Source organism: Christiangramia aestuarii (genome assembly GCF_009735585.1).
GTDB classification, from domain to species: Bacteria; Bacteroidota; Bacteroidia; order Flavobacteriales; family Flavobacteriaceae; genus Christiangramia; species Christiangramia aestuarii.
Genome location: NZ_VJVW01000002.1, coordinates 711,368 through 737,823 on the forward strand (window position 1 = coordinate 711,368; position 26,456 = coordinate 737,823).

General features: G+C 41.2%; 27 protein-coding genes. 5 read left to right on the forward strand and 22 right to left on the reverse strand.

Annotated features, from left to right (window positions below):
- Window positions 1-2: 2 nt before the first annotated feature.
- The 6 genes from FLP08_RS07215 to FLP08_RS07235 all read right to left on the reverse strand — a co-directional run bounded on the left by FLP08_RS07215 (window position 3) and on the right by FLP08_RS07235 (window position 3,608).
- The gene (locus FLP08_RS07215) at window positions 3-815 is read right to left on the reverse strand and encodes a purine-nucleoside phosphorylase (RefSeq protein WP_156275437.1); all 813 of its coding nucleotides are present in this window, start codon (window positions 813-815) and stop codon (window positions 3-5) included.
- A 2-nt stretch (window positions 816-817) separates the two neighbouring features.
- Window positions 818-1,420, reverse strand: a complete 603-nt coding sequence (locus FLP08_RS16470) for a TIGR04282 family arsenosugar biosynthesis glycosyltransferase (protein WP_341484986.1) — start codon at window positions 1,418-1,420, stop codon at window positions 818-820.
- Window positions 1,421-1,915 carry a rhodanese-like domain-containing protein gene (locus FLP08_RS16475; RefSeq protein WP_238388459.1) on the reverse strand — a complete coding sequence of 165 codons (495 nt, stop codon included), beginning with the start codon at window positions 1,913-1,915 and terminating at the stop codon, window positions 1,421-1,423.
- A gap of 10 nt (window positions 1,916-1,925) precedes the next feature.
- The gene (gene arsS / locus FLP08_RS07225; RefSeq protein ID WP_156275439.1) at window positions 1,926-2,981 is read right to left on the reverse strand and encodes an arsenosugar biosynthesis radical SAM (seleno)protein ArsS; all 1,056 of its coding nucleotides are present in this window, start codon (window positions 2,979-2,981) and stop codon (window positions 1,926-1,928) included.
- A 47-nt stretch (window positions 2,982-3,028) separates the two neighbouring features.
- Window positions 3,029-3,364 carry an arsenosugar biosynthesis-associated peroxidase-like protein gene (locus tag FLP08_RS07230; protein WP_013073569.1) on the reverse strand — a complete coding sequence of 112 codons (336 nt, stop codon included), beginning with the start codon at window positions 3,362-3,364 and terminating at the stop codon, window positions 3,029-3,031.
- A 61-nt stretch (window positions 3,365-3,425) separates the two neighbouring features.
- Window positions 3,426-3,608, reverse strand: coding sequence for a hypothetical protein (locus FLP08_RS07235; protein ID WP_156275440.1), 183 nt, complete (start codon window positions 3,606-3,608; stop codon window positions 3,426-3,428).
- A 276-nt stretch (window positions 3,609-3,884) separates the two neighbouring features.
- Here FLP08_RS07235 and FLP08_RS07240 point away from each other — a divergent pair, with 276 nt between their 5' ends.
- On the forward strand, window positions 3,885-4,931 hold the full coding sequence (locus tag FLP08_RS07240; protein WP_156275441.1) for a helix-turn-helix transcriptional regulator: 1,047 nt from the start codon (window positions 3,885-3,887) through the stop codon (window positions 4,929-4,931).
- A 59-nt stretch (window positions 4,932-4,990) separates the two neighbouring features.
- Entirely contained in the window at window positions 4,991-5,449 is a 459-nt protein-coding gene (locus tag FLP08_RS07245) for an SRPBCC family protein (protein WP_156275443.1), read from the forward strand.
- Between the two features lie 106 nt (window positions 5,450-5,555).
- Here the strand turns inward: FLP08_RS07245 and groL are convergent, their stop codons facing one another.
- The 7 genes from groL to miaB form a co-directional block, all read right to left on the reverse strand.
- Window positions 5,556-7,196: a chaperonin GroEL gene (gene groL, locus FLP08_RS07250; protein ID WP_156275445.1), complete on the reverse strand. Its 1,641-nt coding sequence runs from the start codon at window positions 7,194-7,196 to the stop codon at window positions 5,556-5,558.
- Window positions 7,197-7,308: 112 nt separating this feature from the next.
- Complete coding sequence (locus FLP08_RS07255; protein ID WP_156275446.1) at window positions 7,309-7,584, reverse strand: co-chaperone GroES; 276 nt, start codon at window positions 7,582-7,584, stop codon at window positions 7,309-7,311.
- Between the two features lie 152 nt (window positions 7,585-7,736).
- A complete protein-coding gene (gene secG, locus FLP08_RS07260) occupies window positions 7,737-8,081 on the reverse strand; it encodes a preprotein translocase subunit SecG (RefSeq protein WP_156275447.1) in 345 nt (114 codons plus the stop codon).
- A gap of 2 nt (window positions 8,082-8,083) precedes the next feature.
- A complete protein-coding gene (locus FLP08_RS07265; RefSeq protein ID WP_156275449.1) occupies window positions 8,084-8,974 on the reverse strand; it encodes a DUF8458 domain-containing protein in 891 nt (296 codons plus the stop codon).
- A complete protein-coding gene (locus FLP08_RS07270) occupies window positions 8,974-9,480 on the reverse strand; it encodes an LptE family protein (protein ID WP_156275451.1) in 507 nt (168 codons plus the stop codon). Before FLP08_RS07270 ends, FLP08_RS07265 begins: the two co-directional genes overlap by 1 nt.
- A gap of 96 nt (window positions 9,481-9,576) precedes the next feature.
- Window positions 9,577-10,842, reverse strand: a complete 1,266-nt coding sequence (locus FLP08_RS07275) for a sigma-54 interaction domain-containing protein (RefSeq protein WP_156275453.1) — start codon at window positions 10,840-10,842, stop codon at window positions 9,577-9,579.
- Between the two features lie 69 nt (window positions 10,843-10,911).
- Entirely contained in the window at window positions 10,912-12,357 is a 1,446-nt protein-coding gene (gene miaB, locus FLP08_RS07280; protein WP_156275455.1) for a tRNA (N6-isopentenyl adenosine(37)-C2)-methylthiotransferase MiaB, read from the reverse strand.
- A gap of 142 nt (window positions 12,358-12,499) precedes the next feature.
- On the opposite strand from miaB, the gene FLP08_RS07285 reads away from it, so the two are divergent.
- Entirely contained in the window at window positions 12,500-13,726 is a 1,227-nt protein-coding gene (locus FLP08_RS07285) for an LVIVD repeat-containing protein (protein WP_156275457.1), read from the forward strand.
- Window positions 13,727-13,779: 53 nt separating this feature from the next.
- Here the strand turns inward: FLP08_RS07285 and FLP08_RS07290 are convergent, their stop codons facing one another.
- The 4 genes from FLP08_RS07290 to FLP08_RS07305 all read right to left on the reverse strand — a co-directional run bounded on the left by FLP08_RS07290 (window position 13,780) and on the right by FLP08_RS07305 (window position 15,555).
- The gene (locus FLP08_RS07290) at window positions 13,780-14,076 is read right to left on the reverse strand and encodes a TIGR03643 family protein (RefSeq protein WP_156275459.1); all 297 of its coding nucleotides are present in this window, start codon (window positions 14,074-14,076) and stop codon (window positions 13,780-13,782) included.
- Between the two features lie 102 nt (window positions 14,077-14,178).
- The gene (gene rpmA, locus FLP08_RS07295; protein ID WP_156275460.1) at window positions 14,179-14,439 is read right to left on the reverse strand and encodes a 50S ribosomal protein L27; all 261 of its coding nucleotides are present in this window, start codon (window positions 14,437-14,439) and stop codon (window positions 14,179-14,181) included.
- Between the two features lie 26 nt (window positions 14,440-14,465).
- Entirely contained in the window at window positions 14,466-14,975 is a 510-nt protein-coding gene (rplU, locus tag FLP08_RS07300) for a 50S ribosomal protein L21 (RefSeq protein ID WP_156275461.1), read from the reverse strand.
- A gap of 115 nt (window positions 14,976-15,090) precedes the next feature.
- Window positions 15,091-15,555: a DUF4199 domain-containing protein gene (locus tag FLP08_RS07305; RefSeq protein WP_156275462.1), complete on the reverse strand. Its 465-nt coding sequence runs from the start codon at window positions 15,553-15,555 to the stop codon at window positions 15,091-15,093.
- Between the two features lie 168 nt (window positions 15,556-15,723).
- Here FLP08_RS07305 and FLP08_RS07310 point away from each other — a divergent pair, with 168 nt between their 5' ends.
- Window positions 15,724-17,046, forward strand: a complete 1,323-nt coding sequence (locus FLP08_RS07310) for a M16 family metallopeptidase (RefSeq protein ID WP_156275464.1) — start codon at window positions 15,724-15,726, stop codon at window positions 17,044-17,046.
- Between the two features lie 19 nt (window positions 17,047-17,065).
- Window positions 17,066-19,132 carry a M16 family metallopeptidase gene (locus tag FLP08_RS07315; RefSeq protein ID WP_156275466.1) on the forward strand — a complete coding sequence of 689 codons (2,067 nt, stop codon included), beginning with the start codon at window positions 17,066-17,068 and terminating at the stop codon, window positions 19,130-19,132.
- Between the two features lie 50 nt (window positions 19,133-19,182).
- Here FLP08_RS07315 and FLP08_RS07320 read toward each other — a convergent pair whose 3' ends face one another.
- The 5 genes from FLP08_RS07320 to FLP08_RS07340 form a co-directional block, all read right to left on the reverse strand.
- Entirely contained in the window at window positions 19,183-20,079 is an 897-nt protein-coding gene (locus FLP08_RS07320; protein WP_156275468.1) for a DMT family transporter, read from the reverse strand.
- Between the two features lie 98 nt (window positions 20,080-20,177).
- Window positions 20,178-21,488, reverse strand: coding sequence for a RagB/SusD family nutrient uptake outer membrane protein (locus FLP08_RS07325; RefSeq protein ID WP_238388460.1), 1,311 nt, complete (start codon window positions 21,486-21,488; stop codon window positions 20,178-20,180).
- 12 nt (window positions 21,489-21,500) lie between these two features.
- Window positions 21,501-24,461 (reverse strand): SusC/RagA family TonB-linked outer membrane protein, encoded by a 2,961-nt coding sequence (locus tag FLP08_RS07330; RefSeq protein WP_156275470.1) that lies wholly within the window; start codon window positions 24,459-24,461, stop codon window positions 21,501-21,503.
- An 89-nt stretch (window positions 24,462-24,550) separates the two neighbouring features.
- Window positions 24,551-25,117 carry a gliding motility lipoprotein GldD gene (gene gldD, locus FLP08_RS07335; protein ID WP_156275472.1) on the reverse strand — a complete coding sequence of 189 codons (567 nt, stop codon included), beginning with the start codon at window positions 25,115-25,117 and terminating at the stop codon, window positions 24,551-24,553.
- Window positions 25,114-26,436: a gliding motility-associated protein GldE gene (locus FLP08_RS07340; RefSeq protein WP_156275473.1), complete on the reverse strand. Its 1,323-nt coding sequence runs from the start codon at window positions 26,434-26,436 to the stop codon at window positions 25,114-25,116. Before FLP08_RS07340 ends, gldD begins: the two co-directional genes overlap by 4 nt.
- Window positions 26,437-26,456 lie beyond the last annotated feature (20 nt).

A 26,456-nucleotide genomic window follows, 5' to 3' on the forward strand; every position in this document is an offset into this window, starting at 1 on the left:
GCTTATAGCTTCTTAAGTAATTCTTTAAATAATTTAACCATATCTGGTTCGGCTTTGGCGGCCATGGCCAGGATATCCTGAATATCAACTTTCTCCAGGTTATCGGGATCGCCCTGATCTGTAATAACTGAAATTGCCGAAACAGGGATATTAAGGTGATTGGCCACGATCACTTCGGGAACAGTACTCATGCCCACGGCATCTGCTCCAATGACCTTCAGATACCTGTACTCTGCCCTGGTCTCCAACTGAGGCCCCAGCACCGAGGCGTAAACACCTTTGTGAAGTTTGATATCATTATTTTTGGCCGCTTCTTCAAAATGAGCATTCATCTTTGCATCATAAGGTTCACTCATGTCTACAAATCTTTCCCCAAGTTTCTCAACTCCGTGGAAAGCCAAGGGAGAACCTCCCTGAAGGTTAATATGGTCTTCAATGAGCATTAATTCACCTTTCTTAAAATCAAGGTTTATTGCGCCGGAGGCATTGGAAACCAGCAGCTTTTGGATCCCCAGTCTTTTCATCACCCTTACCGGATAGGTCACATCAAAAAGGCTGTAGCCTTCGTACAGGTGAAACCTCCCCTGCATGATCACAACTTTTCTTCCCTGTAAAGTTCCGTAGATAAGTTTTCCTTTATGGAATTCTACGGTAGCGGTAGGAAAATAAGGAATATGATTATAGCTCGCCTGTACCTCTATCTCTACATCGTCCAGAAGCTTCCCCAGGCCGGTGCCCAGGATTATACCGAACTCAGGCTCTCCAAAGCCTTTTTCTTTTAAGAATTCTACAGATTCATCAATTCTATCTGTCATAGTTATATAAATTTTTGAAATGCAGGATAAGTCTTAATATCATCCAGTACATCAATATCATTTTGTATTTCTAACAATTCTACCTTTTCTCCCATCAGGTCATTCAGGCTATCTTCTAGAACTGTGGAAGTACTCCAGTTTTTATTCCTGAAAAGTGCCGAATTCAGGGATTTCATGCCTAACAAATAATATCCCCCATCCCGGGCCGGACCTATTACATAATCGTTTTGGTCCAGGGCCTTGAAGGCATCTTCAATATGAGCGGTTTTGAGATCAAATAGGTCTGTCCCAATAATGAGGACCTTTTCAAAACCGGCAACGAAGCCATCTCTAAAGGCATTTTCCATTCTTAAGCCTAAATCGGAACCCCGCTGTAATTTCTTATCAAAGCCACCCCGATCCCAAAGATCTTCTTCTGGAATTTCGTTAGAGTAGTAAACATGTTTTGAAATATTTAAAGAGGCAGTTTGCTTTTGAGAATGCTTTAATAAGGTCTTATATATTTCGAGAGCATTTCTATCCCCAATATCTTTGGCCAGCCTCGTCTTCACCTTTCCAGGTTCAGGGTTCTTGGTAAAAATTATAAGTAGGTCTTTCTTGTTCACTTAATATACTTTTTCGGCATTTTTAAGCCATTTCCCCCAGGTTTGAGAGAAAGCATGTACCCTTTCTGTTTCTTTTCCGTTGCTATCTATCACAGGAAAGCCTTTATTTTTCCATTCGAAGATGCCGCCATACAGATTCCTGATATTCCTGAATCCTGCCTTTTGAATTTCTGTACTTATATCTTCGGAACGGATGCCCAAGGAACAGTACACTACTATTGGTTTATCTTTTGGAATGTCGGCTAACCTGCTTACCTCAAAATCTTCATAACCCACGAAATATGCATCTTCCAGGTGACTAACGACATATTCCTGTGGCTCCCTGGCGTCTAATATCGTTACCTCACCCTTCAACTGCTGCATCCGTAATTCTTCCACAGAAATGTAAGGTACCTCCCCGGTATTATATTTTTTAAGCAAAGCATCGAGATCTTGCTGGGCATTTGCCAGATTAAACAGGCAGGCAGTAAAAAAGAAAATTAAAAAAGATCTCATAGTACAGATTTTAAGACAGGCTTCCCTGGCAGCTGCTGCCTGCGCCGGCCGTACAACCGTAGCAATGCTGTGAAATGATAATTTCCCTGTCATTCAACAGGTCCTCATTATAATCGCTGATATGCTTCACCTTACTATCCACTTTTAGTCCCAGCATCTGATTGAAGTCACAATCGTATAACCAGCCATCCCAACTTATGGAAATGGTATTGGTACACATGACGTTCTCCACAGCCGCAGGATTATAGGCTTCTACCAGGGAATACATATAATCCTCGTAGTTTTCAGAAGCGATCAGATATTCCAAAAACCTGCTGATGGGAAGGTTAGTGATCGCAAAAAGATTATCGAAGTCTATATCGAAATCTTCTTTAAGGGCTACCTTGAAATCCCTTTCCATAGCCTCCTGATTGGTTGGCAGAAATGCTCCCGAAGGATTATAAACCAGGTCAAGTTTTAGACCTGTACCTTCCTGGGCATATCCCACCTTATTCAGCATCTGCAGGGCGCTGATAGATTTATCGAAAACGCCACTACCTCTTTGCTTATCTGTCTTTTCCCTTTTATAAAAAGGAAGGGAAGAGACCACATGTACATTATGCTTCTTGAAGAAATCGGGAAGGTCATGGAATTTTTTATTCGCAAGTATTATGGTAAGGTTAGAACGTACGATGAAATCCCTGATCCCGGCTTTTGCAGCTTCCTCCACGAACCACCTGAAATTCGGGTTCATTTCTGGTGCGCCGCCTGTTAGGTCGAGGGTATGGGCACCCGTGTTCTTTATAACCTCAAGGCATTCCTGCATGGTCTCCCGCGTCATGATCTCCTTTCTATCCGGACCGGCATCTACGTGACAATGAGAACAAACCTGGTTACACATATACCCAAGATTGATCTGCAAAATCTCAAGTTTTTTTGGCTTTAGGGGGAATTTTCCAGACTCGGCGATCTTTTCCTTGAAGGTAGGGAGTTCTCCTTTTCTGAAGATCCCATTGCTTAAGAATTTCAATTGATTTTCCGGACTGGAAAGATCGTTTTTCCTGGCTTTTAGCGACTTTATCGTCATAGATTAATTCTTGAGTTGTAAAGTTAGTTCAGCAAATACGAAAAAACTTACATACTCAGCTTTTTGTATTTGTTCATCATTTGCACCCCATGTACCAGGGTAGCGCCGCTTTCTATGGCGGCCCCGGCATGCACAGCCTCCATCATCTCTTCTTTGGTGATCCCTCTTTGCAAGCCATCCTTGGTATAGGCATCTATGCAATAAGGACATTTCACCACGTGAGAGACCGCGAGGGCGATCAAAGATTTTTCCCGGGCAGAAAGGGCTCCCTCTTCGAAAACCTTTCCATAATAATCGAAGAACTTTTTACCCAGTTCTTCACTCCACTCTGTTATTTCGCCGAATTTCCTAAGATCGGCAGGATCATAATAAGTTTTAGACATAATAGTGTGCTTATACTCGTTTAAGTACTATAAAATTTACGAAAAATAAGGAGTTGTGGATTTACAGGTTCACAACTCCGGTTATAGACAGGATGATAAGTAAAAATACGATAACCACCGCTATAACAATCCATAATTTAGAACCTGAATTTCCGGTCCTGGTTTCTGTAGATTGGTTTACACCCTGTTCTGTCTTATCATGTTTGGTAGAAACCGGTGATGATCTGTCTTTGTCTGCACTCATAATTATTGTTTTTCCTGAAAATAAGGCCTTCCCAAGACCTATAAAAAGATTTAACAAATCCTTCAAAAATGGAAAACAGGCCATAATCCCAGTAAAACGGGAGGAATACTATTTTGGAATAACGTTTTTCGCATTACCATTAGTTCAAAGCCTGATAATTTAAGACTGTATTCTTAGTTTTTTCACACAAATTTTAATTTTACGACACTTTTATCATAAAATTATTAGTTTAAAAACGCTTAACTTTAAGGAGCGTGAATAGTACGAAACAGGAAAATGAGAATTGATGTTAAGACCCTACCGGTAAATGAGATCCTCGAAGACATCTCCGAGACGCTACAGAGTGAATTAATAAATAATAGCGGGGAACTTACCGTAAAAATTCCTGAAAAACTGGGTGAAGGATATATCCGTGGGGTAAGTTTTGATTCTGGAATGGGCATCATCACTTATAACTGCAAATTCTACGAGGATATCGAAATTCATTTTTCCCTGAACACCGTACACCCCTTAAAATTCATATTCTGTTCTGAAGGTAGCGTAGAACATCGTTTCCAGCAGGACTCCAAGATCCATAAAATTGACACCTACCAGAACATCGTGGTAAGCAGCAACGGTTATGACGGGCATGTGCTTTATTTTAAAAAGAACGTGGCCTCCCATGTCTCCAGCCTGGAGATCATAAGGTCTGTATTTACCCACAGGTCTAATTATGACTTTAAGGACCTTGACCCAACCTTGAAGGAATTATTCCAGGATGCGGTTTCCAAGAAACAGTTCTTTTACCAGGGTAATTACAGCATCAAGGCGGCAGACCTTATGGACGACATTAGCGCAAAAGATTATACCGGATTCCTGAGAAATCTCTTTCTGGAAGGCAAGGCTTTTGAAATGCTCGTGATACAGATCGCACAGTATGAAGATGACGCTAATGGCGGGAACCTACCAAAAATACTTCGTAAGTCTGATATCGAAAAGGTAGATTATGTTGCCAAAAGGATACAGGGCGATCTAAGCACCAATCTTACCGTAGAATCCCTGGCCAAGGAAGCCGGCACCAATGTGAATAAACTTCAGGAAGGCTTTAAATATGTATATAATCTTACCGTAAACAAATACATGCAGCATGTGAAACTGGAAGCGGCCAAGGAAATGCTCCAGCTTTCTGAAAAGAACATCTCTGAGATCGTAACTAGCATTGGGCTTAATAACCGAAGCTATTTTTCAAAGATCTTTAAAGAGAAGTACGGGGTAAGTCCTAAATACTTCCTGAGAACCAAGAAGAAGCTGGTGAACGACGAAATAGAGGAAGAGCAGGATTGATTGCATAGTTGGGATATTTATCCTAAAAACCGATATTTAAGGAATAAAACCAACCAAGCATGAAAGACCTGGAAATAAAAGCTGCCTTACAGATAGGCAAACCCATCGATGAAGTTTTCGAGGCCATTGCAGACCCCGAGAAAATGTCAAATTATTTTATATCTGAAAGTACCGGCCGGCTGGAGGAAGGCAAATCTGTTACCTGGAAATTCCCCGAATTCGATATGAAGTTCCCAGTACACGTTAAAAAGATTGTGAAACCTCAACAAATCCTTCTGGAATGGGAAGGAGCACCAGAAAAGACACTACAGGTAGATTTTAAATTAGAGGCCTTAGCACATAATAAAACCCTGGTAAATATCACCGAGGGGAAAATGCCCATTAACCAGGAAGGCCTGGAATGGTATGGCAGGAATTCTGGCGGATGGGCCAATTTCCTTGCCTGTCTGAAAGCTTACCTTGAATTCGGGATCAACCTGCGTAAGGGAGGATTTGATTTTATGAAAGAACCAAAGTAGTTTAACTCATATAGGTTTAAAACAAAAAACCCGCCTCATGAAGAAGCGGGTTTTTTTATTTAATCAATTAAATCTCAAGTCTAAGATCTAACGTCTGATGTTCATCTTACATCATTCCTGGCATTCCGCCTCCCATACCTTGTGGCATTCCTCCGCCACCGGTATTTTCTTCAGGAAGGTCGATCAATGCACACTCGGTAGTAAGAATCATTCCGGCAACAGAAGCAGCGTTCTCAAGAGCTACTCTGGTTACTTTCTTAGGATCGATAATACCAGCTTTCATCATGTCTACATAAGTATCGGTCTTAGCATCGTATCCAAAGTCTTTCTTACCTTCAAGTACTTTGTTGATTACTACAGAACCTTCACCTCCGGCGTTCTCAACGATCGTTCTTAGAGGAGCTTCAATAGCTCTCGCCACGATCTGGATTCCGGTTGCTTCATCGTCATTTTCAGCTTTAAGCTTAGAAAGTACAGCCTGTGCTCTTACCAGAGCAACACCACCACCGGCAACGATACCTTCCTCCACAGCCGCTCTGGTTGCGTGAAGAGCATCATCTACACGGTCTTTCTTTTCTTTCATTTCTACTTCTGAAGCTGCACCTACATAAAGTACGGCAACACCCCCAGCAAGCTTAGCAAGACGCTCCTGAAGCTTTTCCTTGTCATAATCTGAAGTAGTAGACTCTATCTGAGCTTTGATCTGGTTCACTCTGTTCTCGATATCCTCGTTCTTACCAGAACCGTTCACGATAGTAGTGTTATCCTTATCTATAGCTACTTTTTCGGCAGTACCAAGCATGTCGATGGTCGCGTTCTCAAGAGTGAATCCTCTTTCTTCAGAAATTACAGTTCCTCCTGTAAGGATCGCGATATCCTCTAACATTGCTTTTCTACGGTCACCAAATCCTGGAGCCTTCACAGCTGCGATCTTAAGTGATCCTCTTAATTTGTTCACTACTAGGGTAGCAAGGGCTTCCCCGTCTACATCTTCAGCAATGATCAATAATGGTTTTCCAGACTGAGCTACTGGCTCAAGAACAGGAAGCAGGTCTTTCATTGAAGAGATCTTCTTGTCAAAAAGAAGGATATAAGGATCTTCAAGATCTGCGGTCATTTTTTCTGAATTGGTCACGAAGTAAGGAGAAAGGTATCCTCTGTCGAACTGCATACCTTCAACCACGTCTACGTGAGTTTCAGTTCCTTTTGCTTCCTCGACAGTAATAACTCCTTCTTTACCAACTTTTCCGAAAGCCTGGGCGATCAGGTCGCCGATCTTATCGTCGTTGTTGGCAGAAATAGAAGCTACCTGCTTGATCTTTTCTGAAGAATCTCCAACCTCTTTGGTTTGCTTGGCAAGATCTTCTGTAAGCGATAATACCGCTTTATCTATACCTCTTTTAAGATCCATTGGGTTTGCACCTGCAGCAACGTTCTTAAGACCTTCTTTTACGATAGCCTGGGCAAGAACGGTTGCAGTGGTAGTACCATCACCGGCGAGATCGTTGGTTTTTGAAGCAACTTCCTTCACCATCTGTGCTCCCATGTTCTCAAGAGCATCTTCAAGTTCGATCTCTTTAGCTACGGTAACCCCATCTTTAGTTACGGTTGGCGCACCAAAAGACTTGCTGATGATCACGTTACGACCCTTAGGTCCTAAAGTTACCTTTACAGCATTAGCCAATGCATCTACTCCACGTTTGATCCCGTTACGGGCCTGGATGTCAAATTTTATATCTTTTGCCATTTTTATAGATTTTAGAATTCTAAAGCTTATTCAGCTGAAGAAAAAATATGGTTAATTAATTTTTATTGAATCGATCTCCTGCGGAAGCAGGAAAAGTTTATCGTGTTGAAACTTATACTATCGCAAGTATATCATCTTCCCGCATGATAAGATAATCTGTACCTTCCAGCTTTAGCTCGGTACCGGCGTACTTACCGTAAAGCACCATATCTCCTTCTTTCACAGTCATCTCATGTTCCTTGGTACCTTTACCTACAGCTACTACTTTTCCTTTTTGCGGTTTTTCTTTAGCAGTTTCAGGAATAATAATACCAGAAGCAGTTTTGTTCTCTGCGGCAACAGGCTCAATAACAACCCTGTCTGAAAGCGGTTTAATGTTTAGTCCCATTTTTATAAATTTTATTATTAGATTAATTAATTTTTCAAATTCGGTTAGGGATATTTCTAAAATTATGCCACTAGCTTATTCCTGCCAATACCCAATAAAAAATGCCAGCTTGTCATAAGCTGGCATTTTCAAAATATAATATTTTGTGAAATTTACTGCGCGCTGTCAGTTTCCACCGGTTGTGCTGCCGGCGCCTGTGTCGCAGGAGCTTCAGTATTCACTGGTTCATCGCTTTCAAAAACTCCGGAAGCTGCACTTGCAGGAGCATCCATGATAGTCACATTAGAAAGGAGGATCAATACCAATAATAAAGTAGCAAGGGTCCAGGTAGATTTGTCAAGAAAATCTGTGGTTTTCTTAACACCTCCCATTTGCTGACCGCCACCTCCAAATGATGAAGATAGTCCCCCACCTTTAGGGTTCTGTACCATAATCACAACTACCAGCAAAAATGCTACGATGATTATTAAAGCTAAAAAAATAGTGAATGTGCTCATTCTTATTCGTTATTAGTGTCTTGTAATTTTTCGATTGCCCGAATTTGGTCTGCAAAGAAACCACTTTTTTCGGGATTTTTCAAAATTAATATTTTATATGCCTGAATGGCTTTCTTATAGTTTTTCTGTTCCAGATAAACCTTGGCCAGGGTCTCTGTCATCAGGGATTCCGGCGCGGCCATGCTCTGCTCGGCCAGGTTTGCCTTGTTTGGTGTCTTACCTGGTTTTATTTTAGGATTCTTGGAAATGAATTCCTCGATAAGCTCAAACTTTCTGGTCCTGGACTCATTGGTTTCAACCTGCTCTTTTTCAGCCTCCTCTTCCCTTTCTATTGGTTTGGCGCGGGTAAGCTTAAGCCATTCTGAAAATGAATGGGATTCTTTCCCGTCAAATTCCAGTGGCTTTCCAATTCCCAGCTTCTCCTCTGTAGATCTTTCCTCAGTAACCTGTGATGCTTCGCTTTCCTCAACTTCGGTATGAACTGCCGGTTCAAACAGGGCCGGGTCTAACACCCTTTCAGACTCAGACTGCTTCATCTTTATAGCCTCGTCCATTTCTATACTTCGCCTGCCGTGAACCTCTTCGGCCTCATAAACGGTGATATTCTTCAGCCTCTCCTCCTGTTCGCGTATCTGCTTGGCGATCTGGTTCTGGTTGAATTCGGGTGAGGTTATGAATTCAAAAAGAATGCTCCTGTCTGTAGTATAGGCCGCGGTCTTTTTAAGGGCGTCATTATAAGTGAATTCCTGGTGCTCTTTTAAGCCTTTCAGCCTTATGGCCCTGGCCGCCTGGAAATAAGGCGCTTTTGCCAGCACTTTTTCGATCTCCCGGGTTTGCTCAGGAGTGATCCCGGCCGGGTTATCCAGAAGATATGTAAGCTCTTTTACGTCCATTACCAATCGGTGAGGGCTGCGTTAAAAATATCCTGGGTAAGACGGGTATAGATCTCGTCCAGCGCCGTTTCAAGGTTGGCGCCTACCAGCTGGGTTTGCGCCGGGTAATCATAGTAGAAAGAAAAACGTCTTTCCAGGTCCTTTTCCGGCTCCAGCGTATTATAATATCTCACGTTCACCGAAATGGTCAACCTGTTCTGGGCCGCGGTATTCTGGGCGGTGGCAGACATTGGTGAAATATAATATTCTACGATCTCTCCTTCAAAGATCAGGTCTCCATTATTATTTACCAGGCTAAGGCTGGTTTGATTCTGAATAAGGTCCTGCAGGGAAATGGTAAAAGCCCTGTCTATTCCCGGTTCCACCAAATCTGCATTATTCTGAAAGAAATTCACCTGGAAGGTTTCGGCTTCACCTGTATCGGCCCCTGTAAATGAATAAATCCCACAGGACTGGAAGGTCATTAACAGTAGGAAGGAGCTAAATAATAAAAGAAGTTTCTTCATTGTTGAGAGCTGTAAGCTTTAAGTAATAAGCTTTAAGCAGGTCAAAATACTAAATTTGATCTTATCTGCTCAGGGCTTAAAGCTGAATGCTTAATTCTATAAATTGTATTGTTTGATCTTACGATAAAGCGTCCTTTCACTAATCCCTAACTCCTCGGCAGCGGCCTTACGTTTACCGCTGTGTCTTTCCAGGGATTTTTTGATCAGTTCAAGTTCCTTATCCTGAAGAGAAAGTGTTTCCTCCTCTTCGATCTCTTCGGCAAAATAGTATTTATCTTTTTCTTCCTGGCTTGGCGCAGCATTATTTTGCTGAGGGATCTGCAGCACGTTCAGTTCATCATCATCAATATCGGCCTCATCGATATCATCACCACTGTTCCCGTAGATCTTCTGAATAAGGCCTTCATTATCGTCCTGCACCTGTTTACTGTCCCCTTCCTGCATCAGCTTCAGGGTTAATTTCTTCAGGTCGTTAAGATCGCCTTTCATATCGAAAAGAACCTTATAAAGGATCTCCCGCTCGTTGCTGAAATCGCTTTCCTGTTTCTTTTCTGAAATCACCGCAGGAAGATTGCTACCCACATCTGGCAGGTAATGCCTCAGGTCTTCAGCAGAAATACTCCTGTTCTGTTCCAGCACAGAGATCTGCTCGGCAATATTTCTTAGTTGACGGATATTTCCTCCCCACCGGTACTTTTGCAAAAGCTCCACGGCATCATCGTCAAGCTTAATGGTCGGCATCTTGTATTTAAGACCGAAGTCTGAAGCGAATTTCCTGAAAAGCAGATGTATGTCCCCTTTTCTTTCCCGTAGCGGCGGCAGGTTAATTTCAACGGTGCTCAGCCTGTAATAAAGGTCCTCGCGAAACTTTTCCTTTTTGATCGACTCGAACATATTGATGTTGGTAGCAGCAACTATCCTCACATTGGTCTTCTGAACCTTAGAGGAGCCCACTTTAATGAACTCACCATTCTCCAGAACACGCAAGAGTCTTACCTGCGTAGGCAATGGTAATTCTCCCACCTCATCAAGAAAGATGGTCCCTCCATCGGCCACTTCAAAATACCCATTCCTGGTTTGAGTGGCGCCGGTAAATGCTCCCTTCTCGTGACCAAAAAGTTCACTATCTATGGTACCTTCTGGGATGGCCCCACAGTTTACCGCAATATATTTACCATGTTTTCTATGGGAGAGGGCGTGAATGATCTTAGGGATGCTTTCCTTACCCACACCACTTTCACCGGTCACCAGTACAGAAATATCTGTTGGTGCAACCTGTATTGCTTTTTCAATTGCACGATTCAGCTTTGGGTCGTCCCCAATGATTCCAAATCTTTGTTTTATTGCCTGAACTGATTCCATTTACAAATATTCAGCGAGCAGTAAAGGTTTTCTGATATTATTACTGAGAAACCTAACTGTACCTTTTAATTAGTTATTATCACTATATCCAACCGGAGTACCAATAAGCGTGGCACTCGTGCAATCTTCTATCTTTACGTTCACAAAATCACCTACCTTATAGTTCTCCTTATCAAAGACCACTACGGTATTCTGCGAATTCCTGCCACTCCAGTGAGCGGAAGACTTCTTAGATTCTTTCTCAATAAGAACCTCAACGGTCTGCCCCAGGAACCTTTCAGTTCTTAGACGGGAATGTTTTTGCTGAAGGTCAACGATCTCCTGCAACCTTCTTTTCTTAACCTTTTCAGGCACATCATCTTCAAATTTACGCTCGGCCATAGTTCCGGGTCTTTCGGAATAAGCGAACATATATCCAAAGTCATATTTCACATATTCCATCAGGGAAAGAGTATCCTGATGGTCCTCTTCGGTCTCTGTTGGGAAGCCTGTGATAAGGTCGTGCGAAATACCGCAATCCGGGATCAATTTCTTGATATTATCTATCAGGCTGAAATATTCTTCACGGGTATGAAGTCGATTCATTTTTTTCAGGATTCGATCACTTCCACTCTGTACCGGTAAATGAATATAATTACAAATATTACGGTGGCTAGCCATGGCCTCTATCACATCCAGAGTCATATCCTGTGGATTCGAAGTAGAGAAGCGAATTCTCATTTTTGGCTGCGCTTCAGCAACAAGCCTTAAAAGCCCGGCAAAATTCGTAGCGGTCGCTTTCTGAATTTCGGTAGCGTTCTTGAAATCTTTTTTCAATCCGCCTCCATACCAAAGGTAAGAGTCAACATTCTGCCCTAAAAGAGTGATCTCCTTATAGCCTTTCGCGGCCAGGTCGTTCACTTCTTCAACGATACTTTGAGGGTCACGGCTTCTTTCCCTTCCCCGGGTAAAAGGAACCACGCAAAAAGTACACATATTGTCACAACCACGGGTGATCGAAACGAAGGCAGAAACCCCATTAGTTTGCAACCTTACCGGGGAAACATCACCATAGGTCTCTTCTTTGCTTAGGATTACGTTAATAGCATCGCGGCCTTCCTCAACTTCATTAATAAGATTAGGCAAATCTTTATAGGCATCTGGGCCCACTACAAGATCTACAATCTTTTCTTCCTCCAGGAACTTGCTTTTAAGACGTTCGGCCATACAGCCCAGAACCCCTACTTTCATTCCCGGGTTGATCCTTTTTACCGCGTTATATTTTTCGAGACGTTTTCTTACCGTCTGTTCAGCTTTTTCTCGTATAGAACAGGTATTCACCAACACCAGGTCTGCCTCCTCCAGGTTCTGGGTGGTATTAAAACCTTCTTTAGAAAGGATGGACGCCACGATCTCGCTATCGCTAAAATTCATCGCGCAACCATAACTCTCGATAAAGAGTTTACGGTCGTTCGAAGCCTTAGGCTCCATCACCAAAGAGTTTCCCTGTTTTTTCTCGTCTATAGTCTTCTCCATAATTCTATTAGAACCTTTCGGTTTTTAGATTCGCAAAGATAGGACTAAAGACACTTCTGACAAAGTGACAGAAAAAATTTTATAATTATTCACGCAACCTTTTGAGACCAGTTGTATCTACCTAGTAACTAATTGGTTTAAAATGAAAAAACTTTTCTTTTTTTCCATCCTTTTGAGTCTCTTCACTTTTACTTCCTGTGAAGAAGAAGACGACTCCAACCTGGTCACTGTCGCTGTTCCCGTGACCCAATCTATTGCAGATTTTCGTGCTTCCGTAAAGATACAGGAGCCAAGAAGCATCAAAGAATCGGGCAAGATCTACGCCTGGAAAGACTATATCTTCATCAATGATAAAAACGAAGGGGTTCACATCATAGACAATTCAGATCCTTACAATCCAACAAATATCAGGTTCCTCAAGATCCCCAGGAATATGGATATCGCGATAAGGAACGATAAGTTATATGCCGATAACGGGATGGACCTGGTGGTCTTTGACGTTAGCGACATGAACAACATCAGGGAAACCGGCCGGGTTGAAGATGTTTTTCCTAACTACTTTAACCTTGCTCCAGAGGGCGCAGTCTATGTGGACTTCGCTAATTTCAATTCACAGGAAGAAGTTATTGTTGGCTATCAATTGGAAAGCCGAAAGATCGAACAGGTAGAGATATTTATAGACAGGTTCGAGACCGCAGATAATGCTTCTGGCGGGAACACCGGAACCGGAGGCAGCATGGCCAGGTTCAATATTATGGATAATTACCTTTATGTGGTAGATGAATCCAGCCTCTCTGTTTTTGATATTAGCAGCCCTTCAGAACCCAACAGGATACATTCTGATTATGCCGGCTGGCAGATAGAAACTATTTTCAATTACCAGGGTTATCTATATCTGGGAAGTGCTACCGGAATGTTCATTTTCAGTATCGAAGATCCGGCAAATCCAACACAGGTTTCCTTTATTCAGCATGTACAGGGATGTGACCCGGTGGTGGTAAAAGATGATTACGCCTATGTAACTATTCGAGGCGGGAATGAATGCGGACAGAATTTTAACCAGCTGAATATCGTAGATATAACAGACAAACACAATCCTAAGATCGCCAAAACCTATGAGATGAGTAATCCATATGGGCTGGGCATAAAAGACAACTGGCTTTTCGTGTGTGACGGCGATGCAGGCTTAAAGGTCTTCGACCTGCAAAATACCCCCAATCTTGAGCAAATAGATCATTTCAGCAACATTAACACCTATGATGTCATCCCCCTGGATGATAGGTTGCTTATGGTTGGGGACAATATACTTTACCAGTACTCGTATAAGGGTGACGAGATTAATTTGATAAGTAGTTTTACTTTAAATTGATTTCCCTTATTGTTTGGTTTTTTTGCAAATCCCCGTTCGTCAGCGGGGATTTTTTAATACTTCTTCTTTGAGATCCGGTTACCGGTGATCTGTCTTTGGGAATCACTTTTAAACCGGCTCACCTCATCTCTTCTTAGCTTCTCGTGCTTGGTCTTTCTTCCCTGAACCCTAGCCCGCCATTTTCTCCAGTTCCTGGGATGCATCTGCTCCTTCATAAATTTGATCACCTGTTTTTCGGTAAGACCGAACTGGTATTCTATAGCTTCAAAAGTTGTCCGGTCTTCCCAGGCCATGGAAATAATACGGTCTACCTGCCTATCGTTGAATTGAAATTCCTTTTCAATACTCATTATGTTTAATTTTTTAATTATAAAGTTAAACATTTTTAGTGAACAGCCATAAAAAAACCCTTTCCGGTCTGGAAAGGGTTTCTATTTATAAGATCGTTCTAATTAAGCTTCGAAAGGCTCAATTGAAACATAAGATTTATCATCTTTCTTCTTAGTGAATTTTACGATACCATCAACTTTGGCATGTAAAGTATGGTCTTTTCCTGCGTATACATTGTCACCTGGACGATGTGCAGTACCTCTTTGTCTTACGATAATATTTCCCGCAACAGCAGCTTGTCCTCCAAAGATCTTCACACCTAAGCGTTTCGATTCTGATTCTCTACCGTTCTTGGAACTACCAACTCCTTTTTTATGTGCCATTTTATTTCGTTTTTAGTAGTTTAAACTTAGCTTAATGCAGCAATTAGTTCTGCTTTCTTCATAGAAGAGTAACCTTCGATGCCTTTATCTTTAGCCATTTCTCTTAGCTCAACCACAGTGTGCTTGCTAAGGTCATCAGATTGGGTTTCGGTCTTCTTAGTTTCTTTCTTAGCTTCTTCTTTTTTAGGCTCTGCCTTTTTAGTAGAAGTTGCTTTCTTACCTCCTTTAAGGTCGATGCCTTCAATAAGAATTTCTGTTAGGGCCTGACGGTGTCCATTCTTAACACGGTAACCTTTACGTCTTTTCTTTTTGAAAACGATTACTTTATCACCTTTAAGGTGACGGTTGATCTTTGCTCCAACAAGAGCTCCATCTATAGCCGGGGCGCCAACGGTAATATTATCTCCGTCTGCAGTAAGAAGTACCTTGTCAAAAGAAACACTATCTCCTTCTTTACCATCCAAACGGTTAACAAAAACCTTCTGGTCTTTTGCAACTTTAAATTGCTGCCCTGCTATCTCTACAATTGCGTACATAGCGTATAATTAATTATTTAAATACTTAAAAGTTAACTCACGTTTTCACGCAAGCGGGTGCAAATATAATTCTAATTAATTAATTGACAAAGTTTTTTGTCTATACTAGAAGAAGTTACAGCGTATGTTTTTTAGCTTCCTTGGTATTCCAGGAATTTTTGAACAACTGCATATAAGCCAGGGTGAGCACCAGGCTGGTAGCAAAGCCCATAATAGCGACCACAAAAAGTACTATTCCTATACTGGTGTTATAATCTGTAATCCATACAGTGATTAGATCGTCCAGGAAACCAGGGTTGAATTCGGTTGCGTAAAGTCCAAAAAAGATGGTGAATATAATGGTGGCGTTAAAACCTGTAAGCAGACAGGCCATAAAGCCTTTTTGATATTTAAATTTATTAGCTTTTTGTAGGCGGTAGTGCTTAATTGCCTCATACATTCCATACCCCATGATCACCCCGTTGAAAAGACTATAAAATGGATTCACATGTAAATTGAAAAAAGATAGAATTAAAAAATAAGCAATTAATCCAGCCGCGATCGCGACTCCATATTTTATTGGAATACTTGATTTCCCCATAGCATTTTGAAATTTTTCAAAGTAAATTTCTTAAAAATACAGCGGTTTTTGCCTTAATAGCATGTTAATTTTAACACATATGGATTAATTAGTCTAATTCCGCTTAAAACCTGTAACTTTTCAACCGCAAACGTTACTAATCCCTGTAACTGAAAAAACAATTTAAAAATGATTAACAAATTAAAGCTATTATCCTGTTTCCTCTTCGCGGGGGCAGCCGGATTTGCTCAGGAAGTTGAATTCACTGAGTATGAATTAGAAAATGGCCTGGATGTGATCCTACACCAGGATAATACCGCCCCGGTAGTTTCTACCTCGGTAATGTACCATGTAGGTGGTAAGGACCTTAAAAATGATAAGACAGGATTCGCCCATTTCTTTGAACACCTGTTATTCGAAGGAACCAAGAATATTGGCAAGGGAGAATTCATGTCTATTATCAGCTCCAATGGAGGATCTTTTAATGCTACCACCTCTTTAGACAGGACCTATTATTATGAAACTTTTCCATCTAATAAACTGGAACTTGGTCTTTGGCTGGAATCTGAAAGAATGCTTCACCCGGTGATCGGTGAAGAAGGTGTTGAAACACAGAACGAGGTAGTAAAAGAAGAAAGAAGAAGATCTTACGATAACCGTCCATACGGAAATGTTCTTCAGGTGGTTCAGAGAAATCTTTTCAAGGAACATCCTTACAAAGATCCGAATATTGGTTACATGGAAGATCTTGACGCTGCAACCCTGGAAGAATTCAATGAGTATTTTGATGAATATTATGCTCCAAACAACGCTACACTGGTTGTAGCTGGGGACATAGATATTGAAGAAACCAAAAAACTTATCGAGGATTATTTTGGACCTATTCCAAGAGGCAACGAGGTTAAAAGAAGCCTGATCGAGGAAAAACCTATTACCGAAACTGTTACAGATACTTTTTACGATCCTAATATCCAGCTTCCAATGTTCTTATTAGCCTGGAGAACTCCGGGAATGAAAGCAAAGGATGCAAAGGTATTAGATATGATCTCTACCCTTCTTTCACAGGGAAAATCTTCCAGACTTTACAAAAAGCTGGTAGACGATCAAAAGCAGGCACTTGAGGTAGCTGCGGTGAATCTTGCCTTTGAAGATTATGGCGGATATGCAATTCTAAGTCTTCCACTGGGTGATACCGAACTGGAAACCCTGAAACAAGAGATAGACGAGGAAATAACCAAACTTCAAACAGAAAAGATCAGCCAAAGAGAATTTCAGAAATTACAGAACACCTTTGAAAACAGGTTCGTGAACTCAAACAGCAGTGTATCTGGAATTGGAGAATCTCTTGCTACTTATGATGTTCTTTACGGTGACACAGATCTTATAAACAAAGAGATCGAAATTTACCGTTCAATCACTCCAGAGGACATCAAAAGGGTAGCGAACGAATACCTGAAAAAGAATCAAAGAGCTGAAATCTACTATCTGCCGAAATCGGATGATGTTGAATAACAATTTTAAAGAAAGTAAAATGAAAAAATACCTATTTACCATAAATGCGATCCTATTTCTTGCGTTCTCAAGTATCGCCCAGATAGATCGCAGCAAGCAACCCGAACCCGGTCCCGCTCCAAAGATCAACCTGGAAGAACCGGAAACATTTACCCTGGATAACGGCCTGAAAGTAATGGTTGTAGAAAACCATAAGTTACCAAGGGTGAGCATGATCTTATATCTAGACAATCCACCTGTTCAGGAAGGAGAAAAAGCAGGAGTTTCCAGCCTTACCGGGGGGCTGTTAGGGACAGGCACAAAAAATACCTCGAAAGACAAATACAATGAAGAAATTGACTTTTTAGGAGCCTCTGTTTCTTTTAACTCTAATATTGTTAGAGCCAACACTCTATCCAAGTTTTTCCCACGAATACTGGAACTTGTTGCCGAAGGAGCCCTTCAGCCAAATTTCACCCAGGAAGAATTTGAGAAACTAAAGGAAAGAGAAATAGAAAACCTTGAAAGCAATGAAAAAGATGTTGCTTTCAATGCCAGAAGATTGAGACAGGCTCTTAACTACGGAAAGGATCACCCTTATGGTGAATTCACCACCGTGGAATCTCTAAAGAATGTTAGCCTGGAAGATGTAAAACAGTTCTATAACACTTATTTCGTACCAGAAGAGGCTTACCTGGCTATTATTGGAGATGTAGATATTAAAGAAGTAAAGAAGCTGGTAAAGAAGAATTTCTCAAGCTGGAAGAAAAAGGCTTTACCTGAATCATCGATTCCTGAAGTAAATCCTGTAGAGACTACGGAGATAAGCTTCCTGAACATGCCTAATGCGGTACAGAGCCAGATAGCCGTGGTTAATCCGGTTAAATTAACCAAGAACAACCCAGATTATTTCCCTGCTCTTATTGCAAACCAGATACTTGGTGGCGGAAGTGACGGTAGATTATTCCTTAATCTACGTGAAGACAAAGGATATACTTATGGCTCTTACTCCTCTTTGGGAGATGATAAATATGTTTCCTCTTTTGTGGCCACTGCCGAAGTAAGAAATGAAGTTACCGACAGTGCTGTAGTAGCTTTTCTGGATGAGATACATAGGATAAGAAAAGAAAAAGTTTCGCAGGAAGAACTGGAAAATGCCAAGAACAAGTATGTTGGAAATTTCGTGCTTTCGCTTGAAAGCCCTTCAACTATCGCCTTCAATGCATTGAATATCGAAACGGAAGATCTTGATGAGGATTTTTATGAGGAATATCTTGAAAACATCAACGAGGTAACTGCAGAGGATGTGCAGAGAGTTGCCAAAAAATACTTCAAAATAGACAATGCCAGGATCGTAGTTGCCGGTAAGGGCAGCGAAGTGCTTAAGGGATTGGAAAATCTTAAATATAACGGGAAGTCAATTCCGGTTAAATATTACAACAAGAAAGCCGAGCAGGTTGAAAAACCAGAAGAAAAGAAAGTAGATGCTTCGGTTACTGCTGATAAGGTTTTTGATAAATATCTAAAAGCCATCGGAGGTCGTGAGGCTGTTGAATCTGTAAATAGCGTTCTTATGAATGCTTCCACTGAAATCCAGGGAATGAAGTTAGACCTGGAATCCAAGCAAACTACAGACGGCAAGTCTTACCAGGCTATTAGCATGAACGGGAACGTAATGAACAAGCAGGTCTTTAATGGCGAGTCTGGGTATGTAATGGCACAGGGACAAAAAATGCCTTACAATGAAGAACAGATTGCAACTGCAAAAGTAGATGCCAATCCATTCCCAGAACTTAGTGTTAATGATGCTAAAGTTACCGGAATTGAGCAGGTGAATGGCGAAGACGCTTATGTGGTGAAACTTGACGAAAATAATACCGCGTACTATTCTGTTGATAGCGGAATGAAAGTAAAGTCGGTTAAAACCGTCTCTCAGGCAGGTCAAACCATGAGCATCCCTTCACTTTACAGTGATTACAGAGAAGTTAGCGGAGTTAAATTTCCATTTATGATCGCTCAAAGTATGGGACCTCAGTCTTTCGAATTCGAGGTATCAGAAATCCAGGTCAATGAGGGAGTTTCTGAAGAAGATTTTGCGACAGAGTAAAACATAAGATTAAAGATATAAATGAAAAGTCCCTATAGCAGGGGCTTTTTTTATGTTGCCTGTTTTCTAAATCTTGAAATAAGGTTTTTCGACCTGTTCACGATAAATACACCTATTAATATGACCAGGGCAGATATCAACTGCCAGAAACTGAAGACCTCGCCATCAAGAATTCCCCAGCCCAAAGCAACTACCGGGATGGTATAAGTTACCGAAGTGGTAAATACCGGGTCTGAGATCTGTACCAGTTTGTTGAAAATGATCATAGCCACCCCGGTGCCAATTACTCCCAAAACAGCCACGTACATTACCGACCTTTCGATCTCAACGTTGACAGGTCTCTCAAAAAAACCCGTGAAATATAAAATAAGCAAAGCCGGTATGAGTAATACCGAAAAATTACCGGCAGCAATTCCCAGGGGTGAAATATCGCTCATCCTTGTTTTCAGGATATTGACGTTCATGGCATAAAAACCCGCTGCCATTACTACCAGCAATGAATAAAGATAGTTCTGGTCTGGATTTACACTCGCTCCGCTATAGATAAGCCCCACGGTCCCCAGCAAACCAATAACTACCCCAGTCACCTTGTTCTGGGTAAAAACGGCTCTGAAGAACAAACCTCCGAAGATCAGGGTTAAAATTGGCGTGGTCGCATTTAGAATAGAGGCGATGGCCGAGTCTATTTCTGTTTCAGCAAATGAAAAGAGATAGACCGGGAAGAAAGAGCCAAGGAAACCCGAAATAACGATCCACTTCCACTGCCTTTTAGAAAGCCTGCTGATACTCTTAAAACCAACAATCAACAGGAACAGGGCTGCGAAAATGATCCTGAAAGAACCTACCTGCGTTGCCGACAGGCCCACAAGTCCTTTTTTAATAAGAATAAAACTACTTCCCCAAACTATGGAAAGTATGACCAGGTAGATCCATTTCAGATTTTTCAAAATATAAAATTTTACGGCTGCGAAGATATATCTTAGTAGAGTTATAAAAAGAAAAAACCCCAATCAAAGTTGGGGTTTTAGTTAATATGTGATTATCACTATTGTAACTGTTCCGTAAAGGGTGTAGGGAAAGCATCAATTATATTATCCCCATCGCGATCAAGAGGAATATAATTTTCATTTAATCTATCCAGCCTTCGAAGATCGATCCAACGATGACCTTCAGCTAAAAGAGAATAACGCCGCTGTCTCAGCACTTCCTCAATCAAGGCTTGCTCGTCAGTAGATCCTGAATAATCATCCAGACCCGCAGCATTTCGAACTATATTTATAGCCTCAACTGCCTCGTCGTTATCTATACCTATATTAGCTTCAGCATATATCAGGATTAACTCCTCATTTCTAATAAGATAAACCGGGTCCGTGTTCTTATCATAAACTGCGATTTGATCAATAGCTGTCAGTCCATCAAAGCTAGTTGAATCCTCAAATCTAATCGTTTTCTCCTCTATTCTTAAATCGCCGTTTGCTGCATCAGCAACCCAGGTAGGATGTACCATAAATTCCTGTCCAGACTGGAGTGGTACATGAAATTGGGCATTTAAGATATCGTTCCCTGTAAGACCAAATACATGAGCTGGGCCTTCGTAAAGATCTCCATCAAGATCAAGGAAAGATTCCTCTAATAGGTTAAGAACCATTTGATCATTATCTTGGTATAGAGCTACTCTGGCAGCTAAAGCCCTGTTGAACTCGCTAAAAGTGGAAGCGGTGTCAAATCCATCAAAACCTGAACTTAAACTCACAAATTCTTCGGTTCCATTAGCTAAATGAGCGTCAGCCTCATCCAGCAGACTCATAATAGCAGTTAAGGCTTCCTCATAACTTACGTTAGGACCAAGATTATCTGGATCTGCGACATCTATCCTGATTCCATTATCATACTGCCTGTTGGCTACCATTAAAAGAGCATAGGCTTTTAAGGTTTTGGCATACCCATAATAATCATTCTTTTCTGCGTCGGACAATCCTGCTACAGAATTTTCGACAGCCTCTATTAAAATATTAGCGGTCTTCACAACTTTATACCAGGCCGCATATGCCCTGGTAGTTAAGAATCCATTATTGTCTAAAGGGCCTTTAAGCAGCTCCCCGGTATAACGAGGGTCTACCCCAGAAAGATCGTAATACTCCCTTCCCAGAATACTTACGGTATCATAATGAAAAGCCAGATCATTTCTCATTACCGCCTCTAAACCTGAGGCCAGCAGCATAATGTCTCCTTCACTTGCACCTTCTGCAAAACTACTTACAGTAGGAGCATTAGGGTTTTCTATTTCATCCAGTTCACAACCCGAAAAAATCACGAGTCCGAACAATAGAATGAACGATATTGATATTTTTTTCATAATCACAGTCTTTTAGAAGTTTACATTTAGGTGGAAATTCACAAACTTTGATGCCGGATAAGGTGTTACCTCAACGTTATTTGCCAGCACATTGTTACCGAAGTTAGAAACCTCTGGATCATAACTATTATAATCAAAGATGTTGATCAAGTTTCTTCCTGAAACACCAACCTTAATGTTGTCTGCATATTTAATTAATCCGTTAGGCAAGGAGTAGAACAATCCAACTTCTCTAAGTTTTAGATAGCCTGCATCCTCAATATAAGGATCTGGATTTACGAATGCCTGACTTGCCCTATATTGTCCGTTAGTTAACTGTCCGTTTGGATCAAGACCAGTGTCATTATAATCCCAGGTGGTTCCAGCCAGGTCATATAGTAAAGTAGAAAGATTTATGTTATCTCCTCCTTTTTTCCAGTGCCATAAGAAGGTGAAATCAAAGTTCTTAAAGTTAATTTCATTATACCAGGACATCTGGAAGTCTGGTTCAGCATTTCCATATACAAAGAACCCATCTCCTTCTGGATCTCTTTGAGCGATTTCCTCTGCCGTATAGTCATCTGGATTATAGGTGCCAATGATCTGGGTAGCACTTTTTCCTTCCTGAATAAAGAATTGTCCTAGAGAGGCAGCAAATCCACCATTGGTAAAGGCTGGAACATCCAAACTGGTAACTTCAGATTTATTTTTCCACCATTTAAAGGCTGCATGCCAATAGAAATCTTCTTTTTCCATGATCACGGTGTTCAAACCTAATTCTACCCCCCTATTTTCAAGTTCTCCACCATTTACTACAAGCGTTGTAAAACCAGAGGATGTAGGGAATTGAGATTGAATAAGAAGATCTTTTACTTTTTTATTGTAAACGGAAGCCTCTAAACTTATTCGGTTTTGAAATAAACTAAGATCAAGACCATATTCCAATTCAGTCTGTCTTTCTGGACCAATTTCTGGATTCCCCCTAAGGTTAGCAGGACTTAGTCCAGATGAACCATCTATGAACTGGGCGTTCATGAGCGAAAACCGGTCGTTAAAATTTGGGAAACGTCCCGCCTCACCATAGGCTATCCTAGGTTTAAGTGCGGTGATCGCATCAAGAGTCCAGAAATCGAACTCGTGCAGATTAACCGCAAGGTTGGCTTTCGGGTAATAGTTCATTTCATTGGCATCACCATTATTGGTAGACTTATCTCCTCTAACCCCAATGGTCCCGATTATCTTATCATCAAAATTGATCTCTTCCTGTACAAAAAATCCCTTATCCCTTTGGGGCTGGATAATTTGTTGAGTAGATACGTTTGTAGATTGTCCCAGGTTGGTTTGTGACCCATTTAGTCCCGTAGCAACAGTAATTACAGTATTCCTATCAAAGTCCTGTAAAAAGCTACCCGCCTGAGTTGTGAATGAAAGACCATTCTTCAGATTCAGGTTATGAACCAGGAAAGCAGATAAATTGTAATTGGTGTTAACCGTTGTTCCAGAGATAGATACACCTCCTAATGAAGTAGGATCTCTAAAATAGGTTAAACCACTTGGGAAGATACTTGTAGTTCTCAGCGTATACTGATCAAACCCACCTTCAAGAACAATTTTAAGATCCTGAATTTCGGTAGCCAGTAATCTAATATTTGTTTTTGCACTTCCAATAAAACGATTTACTTCTTCCCTGTTAGTAGTTAATGCTACAGTCTCAAGAACGTTAGAACCGGCACCTCCTTGAGGATAAACTCCATCTACAGGAAACAGATCTTCCCATGGATAAGTGAATGCCAGGGCATATCCTACAGTACGGTTGGCATTACCATTATTAAAGAACCCTCTGTCAGATTGAGAATTAATATAATTAGTAGTTACATATAAATCCAGCCAATCATTGAATCTTTGGCCTATATTCAATCTCACCGAACTCTTTTTATATCCTGTATTTTCTACCAAACCTGGCTCATCTCTGTGTGTTGCCCCGAAGAAATAATCTGTCCTTTCGTTTGCTCCAGAGGTAGAAAAACGGGTAGTAGTAGAAACAACAGTATTATCAAATAACTCAGCTTCATAATCTGTCAAAGTTGGATTGTTAGGTCCACCAAGCGCTGTAATTTGCTCCTGAGTATAATCTCTAAGGCCCAAAAGCTGAGTTGGACTTCTAAGTCCTATCACCTGTGAAAAGTTGGTCCTCGGGTCTCCACGTTTTCCTCGCTTGGTAGTTATAATCACAACCCCACCAGCGGCACGAGATCCATATATTGCAGCAGCCGAGGCTCCTTTCAGGATTTCAACATTCGCAATGTCTTCCGGATCGATATCAGCGATACGGTTCGAAGCATCATCCTGGGTATTCGAAGGGTTACCTCCACCTGCCGCCTGGCTCACAATGTTATTACCAAGACTAATTGAAGAGTTATCTACATAAACCCCATCTACGATAAATAAAGGCTGCTGATCTCCAAAAATCGAGGTCACCCCACGTAATCGCATAGAAATACCACCCCCTGGGGCACCAGAGTTCGCCTTAATTTCGGCTCCATTGAATTTACCCGAAAGCGCAGCATCCATTCCTGACTGAACGGTAACCCCGGTCAATTCATTCGCGGAAATTGATGCTACAGCATTGGCGGCATTAGCCCTTTTGGTAGAAGATGCTAAACCGGTAACTATTACCTCATCCAGAGCTGCAGCAGACTCCTTGAATCTCACAGTTAAAGGCGAGTTTTCGGTCACGTTTATTTCTTGTGTTTCAAATCCTAAGTAAGAAAAGACTAAGGTTGTGGGGAGTGATTCGACAGTAATGGTGAAATTACCTTCAAAATCACTGGTGGTTCCATTATTTGTTCCTTTTTCGATCACATTAACGAAGGGCACAATAGCTCCTGTATCATCGTTAATTGTTCTACCTTCGAGTACTTCTTGGGAAAGTAATAGCGAAGGAAACAGAAGAAATAAAACCACTTTGAAATAATCCAAAGAAATTTGCTTCATAATTGCTAATTTTTAGTTTGTTTTAACAATTATAAACATTTTTCTTAATATTTAAACATTTATACTGAGGGTATTACAAACAATCGCTGTTAATAATTCCAACGAAGACTTTCCATCAGGTGCCGGATATCCTTCTTTAAGTAATCGGCTGCGGGTACTATGGAATCGAAATTTGGAAGACTGTTGAAGTAAACAGAACCGGTTAGAAAATGCTCCGTACTATCGGTAAGGTAGAATTGAGCCTGGGAAGCCGCATCGCCGTCTACCTGGTAAAACATCCCGTAAGTTTTATGAATATCATTGGTATATACATCACCCTCGATAACATCTGCCTTGATGGTATGTTGTAAAGGAAGTTTCTGAGCATCGGCAAGCAATGAATCAAGATTATTCTTCACCGGCTGATAGGTAATAAAGACAGAGCCGTTCATATCTTTATAATCCAGTTGTATCCAGCAGGGAATTCGGTTTCTGGAAGGAGCGATTTCCGCGATCTCGTTCTTATCAAAAGTATAGGGGCAGCCAATATCCACTCTTTCATATTTAGCCTCAGGATACTCCAGCGCCAGAAATCCCTTTGGTTTCGGCTTTGGATCATCCTTGCAGGAACCACAAGATAAAATAAGGCTTAAAAGAATAAGTTTTAGCTTCCTCATAAAGGCGCGATACTCAGTTTGATTTGTTTAATTCGCTTGTCATCTATCACTTCTATCTTAAAGGAATAGTTCAGGAAAGTGATGACATCATTTTTTTTAGGGAATCCTCCCGATATTTCCAGCAGGAATCCGGCCATGGTATCGGCTTCACCCTTTTGATCCTCAAACACCGAAGGATCTTCGATCTTGGCGATCTTGTAAAAATCCTTTAGCGGGGTCTTACCTTCAAAAACGAAATTATTCTCATCCAGCTTGGAGTAAATAAGGTCTTCATCATCAAACTCATCGCTGATATCCCCAACAATTTCCTCGATAATATCCTCAAGGGAAATAAGTCCGCTAGTTCCTCCATATTCATCTACCACGATGGCCAGGTGATTTTTCTTATCCTTAAATTCATTGAGCAGATCGTCCAGCTTCTTGTTTTCAGGAACAAAATATGGCTCTCTAAGCAGGCTGGTCCATTCAAAGTTCTTTTGATTCAGATAAGGTAAAAGGTCTTTTATATATAAGATACCAATCACATTATCTACATTTTCACGGTACACGGGAATCCTGGAGTAACCATTCTCAATAATTTCGGGTATGATATCCTGGTAGGAACTCTCCTCATTCAGAGCGAAAATATCCATCCTGGGACGCATTACCTGCTTGGTATCGGTATTTCCAAAGCTTACAATACCCTGAAGGATCTTCTGCTCTTCCCTGGTGGTATCCTCCTCACTGGTTAGTTCCAGTGCCTGGGAAAGATGATCTATGCTAATAAATGATTTCTGTTTCCCCAACTTCTCATGAAAATATAAGGTAACCGCCCGCATGGGGGTACTTAATGGAGAGAACAGGCTGTCCAATACATTTATGGGATAGGCCATAAAATTGGAGAACTGTACTTTATTCCTGCTGGCATAAACCTTCGGCAGAATCTCCCCGAAAAGGAGAATAAGGAAGGTGACCAGGCCTACTTCAAAAAGGAAGCGCAGGTCTATTCCATAAAATTCAGTATTGATACCCGCAAAAAGATCATCGGCCAGATTATCGAACAGAAGAACTATGGCGATATTGATAAAATTATTGGCAACCAGGATGGTTGCCAGCAGCTTTTTGGGCTTTTCCAGAAGATTGATCACAATATTCTGGGTTTTAGATCTTTTCCCGTCTTCGGTTATAAAATTAGCCGGGGTAAGAGAAAAGAATGCTACCTCTGCGCCAGAAATCAGTGCAGAGCAAAGTAAAAGCACAAATAAAAATATCAAACTGATAATTTGGGAGATTCCCATTGTGGCTAGAAACAAAAGCAAACTGGGAGGTTCCGAATCCAAAGGCAAAAGTTTTAGTTAGA

What these genes read in the sequence shown, in the direction of transcription:
- FLP08_RS07215 (WP_156275437.1), bottom strand. Translation starts at nt 815, where the DNA reads ATGACAGATAGAATTGATGAATCTGTAGAATTCTTAAAAGAAAAAGGC.
- FLP08_RS16475 (WP_238388459.1), bottom strand. Translation starts at nt 1,915, where the DNA reads ATGAGATCTTTTTTAATTTTCTTTTTTACTGCCTGCCTGTTTAATCTG.
- arsS (WP_156275439.1), bottom strand. Translation starts at nt 2,981, where the DNA reads ATGACGATAAAGTCGCTAAAAGCCAGGAAAAACGATCTTTCCAGTCCG.
- FLP08_RS07230 (WP_013073569.1), bottom strand. Translation starts at nt 3,364, where the DNA reads ATGTCTAAAACTTATTATGATCCTGCCGATCTTAGGAAATTCGGCGAA.
- FLP08_RS07235 (WP_156275440.1), bottom strand. Translation starts at nt 3,608, where the DNA reads ATGAGTGCAGACAAAGACAGATCATCACCGGTTTCTACCAAACATGAT.
- FLP08_RS07240 (WP_156275441.1), top strand. Translation starts at nt 3,885, where the DNA reads ATGAGAATTGATGTTAAGACCCTACCGGTAAATGAGATCCTCGAAGAC.
- FLP08_RS07245 (WP_156275443.1), top strand. Translation starts at nt 4,991, where the DNA reads ATGAAAGACCTGGAAATAAAAGCTGCCTTACAGATAGGCAAACCCATC.
- groL (WP_156275445.1), bottom strand. Translation starts at nt 7,196, where the DNA reads ATGGCAAAAGATATAAAATTTGACATCCAGGCCCGTAACGGGATCAAA.
- FLP08_RS07255 (WP_156275446.1), bottom strand. Translation starts at nt 7,584, where the DNA reads ATGGGACTAAACATTAAACCGCTTTCAGACAGGGTTGTTATTGAGCCT.
- secG (WP_156275447.1), bottom strand. Translation starts at nt 8,081, where the DNA reads ATGAGCACATTCACTATTTTTTTAGCTTTAATAATCATCGTAGCATTT.
- FLP08_RS07265 (WP_156275449.1), bottom strand. Translation starts at nt 8,974, where the DNA reads ATGGACGTAAAAGAGCTTACATATCTTCTGGATAACCCGGCCGGGATC.
- FLP08_RS07270 (WP_156275451.1), bottom strand. Translation starts at nt 9,480, where the DNA reads ATGAAGAAACTTCTTTTATTATTTAGCTCCTTCCTACTGTTAATGACC.
- FLP08_RS07275 (WP_156275453.1), bottom strand. Translation starts at nt 10,842, where the DNA reads ATGGAATCAGTTCAGGCAATAAAACAAAGATTTGGAATCATTGGGGAC.
- miaB (WP_156275455.1), bottom strand. Translation starts at nt 12,357, where the DNA reads ATGGAGAAGACTATAGACGAGAAAAAACAGGGAAACTCTTTGGTGATG.
- FLP08_RS07285 (WP_156275457.1), top strand. Translation starts at nt 12,500, where the DNA reads ATGAAAAAACTTTTCTTTTTTTCCATCCTTTTGAGTCTCTTCACTTTT.
- FLP08_RS07290 (WP_156275459.1), bottom strand. Translation starts at nt 14,076, where the DNA reads ATGAGTATTGAAAAGGAATTTCAATTCAACGATAGGCAGGTAGACCGT.
- rpmA (WP_156275460.1), bottom strand. Translation starts at nt 14,439, where the DNA reads ATGGCACATAAAAAAGGAGTTGGTAGTTCCAAGAACGGTAGAGAATCA.
- rplU (WP_156275461.1), bottom strand. Translation starts at nt 14,975, where the DNA reads ATGTACGCAATTGTAGAGATAGCAGGGCAGCAATTTAAAGTTGCAAAA.
- FLP08_RS07305 (WP_156275462.1), bottom strand. Translation starts at nt 15,555, where the DNA reads ATGGGGAAATCAAGTATTCCAATAAAATATGGAGTCGCGATCGCGGCT.
- FLP08_RS07310 (WP_156275464.1), top strand. Translation starts at nt 15,724, where the DNA reads ATGATTAACAAATTAAAGCTATTATCCTGTTTCCTCTTCGCGGGGGCA.
- FLP08_RS07315 (WP_156275466.1), top strand. Translation starts at nt 17,066, where the DNA reads ATGAAAAAATACCTATTTACCATAAATGCGATCCTATTTCTTGCGTTC.
- FLP08_RS07325 (WP_238388460.1), bottom strand. Translation starts at nt 21,488, where the DNA reads ATGAAAAAAATATCAATATCGTTCATTCTATTGTTCGGACTCGTGATT.
- FLP08_RS07330 (WP_156275470.1), bottom strand. Translation starts at nt 24,461, where the DNA reads ATGAAGCAAATTTCTTTGGATTATTTCAAAGTGGTTTTATTTCTTCTG.
- gldD (WP_156275472.1), bottom strand. Translation starts at nt 25,117, where the DNA reads ATGAGGAAGCTAAAACTTATTCTTTTAAGCCTTATTTTATCTTGTGGT.